Consider the following 3,280-nt stretch of genomic DNA (forward strand, 5'->3'; position numbering starts at 1 on the left):
CGGCGGTTAAATTCTAACCAGCTTAATTCTCGACTAAAGTAGTACTCCGAGTCATGCACATTAATAGTTTTACTAATATCTTTGACTTTAGACATATTTTGATTTACTAAAAGAATAGTATGACAATTATCAAAAATAATTCAAATCTAACTTACGCACTGTACAAATTAATCATGGTATACATTTATCAATAATATGTAGGTCGTTTTAGGCTTTCATTAATCATTCTTTGATGCTAAATAGATCCACACTGTAGGGGCAATTCATGGATTAACTGTACGACTCTAAGACTTTTTAAATTTTGGATAATGGAATTGAATTATTCAAAATCCAAAATTCGCTTAATTTATCAAAACACTTGCTCTCAAAACCCATATTTAACCAAATCTACCGCTGACGTAATCTTTTGTATCTTTCTGCTTAGGGTTATTGAAAATCACTTCTGTTGAGTCATATTCTACTAAGTAGCCAGTGCGATCGCCTGTTTCTGTGGCGCTAACATTGAAAAAAGCTGTTTTATCAGATACTCGTGCCGCTTGTTGCATGTTGTGAGTAACAATGACGATAGTATATTGCTCTTTGAGTTCCTGAATCAGTTCTTCAACCCGCAAAGTGGATAGGGGATCGAGCGAGGAACAAGGTTCATCCATAAGTATAACTTCTGGTTGCCCAGCGATCGCTCGCGCAATACATAACCGTTGTTGTTGACCACCAGATAAGGCTAAACCACTTTGTCGCAGTTTGTCTTTGACTTCATCCCACAAAGCCGATCGGCGTAAACTCCGTTCTACCAATTCATCCATGTTATCTTTGTAGCCGCAAACTCTGGCTCCAAAAGCAACATTGTCATAAATAGATTTGGGAAACGGGTTTGCTTTTTGAAACACCATCCCAATCCGACGACGCACCTCTACAGCATCAATTTCCGGTGCATACAAATTTTTATCGCAAAAATAAACTTTACCTTCAGATCGAAATGACTCAATGAGGTCGTTAAGGCGGTTATAGCATCGCAGTAATGTACTTTTACCACAACCAGAAGGGCCGATAAAAGCTGTAACCTGATTTTTGGGAATATTTAGCCAAATATTCCGCAACGCTAGAAACTTCCCGTAATAAACGTTGAGGTTTTCTGTGCGTAAAACGGTGTCAGTATCATTTACTGTGCTAGTGTTATTAACTGTCAAATTGTTTAGCATTGATTTTATTAGCCGCTCTATGCTCTATATGGACTAAGTAAAGCTTTGCGTAAAATTGTGGCGAATTGAGGGTTGAAATTTAAACGCTCCAGGGACGCAAAGGTACGCAGAGAATTCGCGCTCGTATTAATGAAATGTTGTACTAAGTGCCTGGTAAATTACGCAGATATTCTGGTAGATGGTAGCGATCGAATTTAAATATGCGTTACCCTGAAACCTTGTAAAGAGACTTAGCACTGCTACGTCTACCTTAGTCCTGACTAGACAATTGTGACTGTAAAGCTCTATAGCCAGCTAATGCTAGCTCTGTACTCCTTTCCATCTCCTGAGTGTATATGCCAAGGCTAGCAGCAGCGTTACATTTTGCTCGATGCAGCAAAGCACTTTGTGCCGCTTTCACATTGGCATCTTGTACTTTCCACAGTTCTAGTGCTGGTTGCTGAATAGCACGACCAAAAGAAAATGTCAATGACCAAGGCAGTTTTGAGCCAAACCGGACATGCATCTCATTAAGATGGGCAGTTGCTAATTCATTGCTTTGACCACCCGATAAAAATGCTACGCTTTGTACGGCAGTAGGAACCACATTCAACAGGCATTTCACCGTAGCTTCTGCAACTTCGGGGACACTGGCTTGCTCTTTACAATCTTTGCCGGAAATTACCATGTTGGGCTTGAGAATAATTTGCTCCAAAACTACCCCTTGCAAGTGGAGTTGATCAAAGACAGTTCCTAAGACTTCCTCAGTTACAACATAGCAACGTTTAATAGTATGGTCGCCATCCATCAAAACTTCAGGTTCGACAATGGGAACAAGTCCACCTTGTTGACAAAGCAGTGCATAGCGAGCTAAAGCCTGGGCATTGTCCTCTATACAATCACGACTAGGAATTCCCTTGCCAATAGTGATGACAGCCCGCCATTTAGCAAAACGCGCCCCCATCTTAACGTATTCGGCAATGTGATCGCTCAAACCATCCAAACCTTGTGTAATTTTTTCATCAGGGTGATTTGGTAAACCTTTCACACCAGTGTCAACCTTAATGCCGACAAGAATCCCCGCATCGTTCATCACTTTGACAAAAGGCGTTCCATCTTTTGTAGTTTGGCGGATTGTTTCATCATATAAAATAGCACCATTAATATAGTTACCCAAACCAGGAGTAGTTAAAAGCAACTCCCGGTAAGTGCGGCGATTTTCCTCAGTTGGTGCGATTCCCAACTTCTCAAAGCGCTTGTTACAAGTATTGTTGCTCTCATCTATAGCCAAGATGCCTTTACCAGGAGCAACCATCGCTTTAACAGTGGCGATAAGTTTTGGTGAACTCATTATTTAAAACCTTTTAGCTCTAAAGGGTTGATTTTTATTTGCAGATGAGATCGACAATAATTACTAATTCGTAATTACATTGTTTTTCCCTTTTTGTTTGGGGGCTACCGTGTACACATAAGTCTCTTAACCTGCATCTTTATTGCATTGAGATGCACCCTTATTGCATTGATTTGCATCTTAGTTGCATCGACCCGCACCTTAGTTGCATTGACCTGCACCTTTATTGCATCGACCTGCAAAAATTAACTTACTCTACGTTACGCAGTAACTTTCAAAAACTTGTATATACACGGTAGACTCAAAGGAGGGAGATATCTGTCAAACTCACATTAAATTAAGGTCAGAGTTTTCATCTGGAACGTAATTACGAATTACGAATTACAAATTACGAATTATTTTAGTAAGGGCACTTCCAGTTAACGATTTCCGGCTGATCAATACCGTGCTTGTGAGCATAATTCCGGTTGTTAATAATTTCGTTTTTCATGCGCTCTCTAACATAGACAGCAGCAGAACCCAACTTAGGAACCCGGTCAATCACATCAATCACCAAATTGAACCGATCAACTTGGTTGTTGATAGCTAACTCAAGTGGTGTGTTAATGCTGCCCTTTTCCTTGTAGCCGCGCACATGAATATTTTCATGGTTAGTACGACGGTAAGCAAGTTTGTGAATCAGCCAAGGATAGCCGTGGAAGTTGAAAATTACAGGCTTATCTGTGGTGAAAAGACTATCGAAATCCCAGTC

Annotated in this window: 2 protein-coding genes and 1 pseudogene; all 3 read right to left on the minus strand. The window is 40.3% G+C overall.

The window, feature by feature from the left end; translation table 11 throughout:
• Positions 1–377: 377 nt before the first annotated feature.
• Positions 378–1,199, minus strand: a complete 822-nt coding sequence (gene pstB / locus V7K25_RS28050) for a phosphate ABC transporter ATP-binding protein PstB (protein WP_335162698.1) — start codon at positions 1,197–1,199, stop codon at positions 378–380.
• A 250-nt stretch (positions 1,200–1,449) separates the two neighbouring features.
• Positions 1,450–2,529, minus strand: coding sequence for a class I fructose-bisphosphate aldolase (locus V7K25_RS28055; RefSeq protein WP_335162700.1), 1,080 nt, complete (start codon positions 2,527–2,529; stop codon positions 1,450–1,452).
• 400 nt (positions 2,530–2,929) lie between these two features.
• A pseudogene (locus V7K25_RS28060) lies at positions 2,930–3,280 on the minus strand (phosphoketolase); the annotation flags it as partial.

It is taken from the genome of Nostoc sp. (assembly GCF_036919495.1).
In the GTDB taxonomy this organism is placed as follows: domain Bacteria; phylum Cyanobacteriota; class Cyanobacteriia; order Cyanobacteriales; family Nostocaceae; genus Nostoc.

Bases quoted from the DNA above. Each gene is read 5' to 3' on its own strand.
- pstB (WP_335162698.1), bottom strand. From the start codon at position 1,199: ATGCTAAACAATTTGACAGTTAATAACACTAGCACAGTAAATGATACT.
- V7K25_RS28055 (WP_335162700.1), bottom strand. From the start codon at position 2,529: ATGAGTTCACCAAAACTTATCGCCACTGTTAAAGCGATGGTTGCTCCT.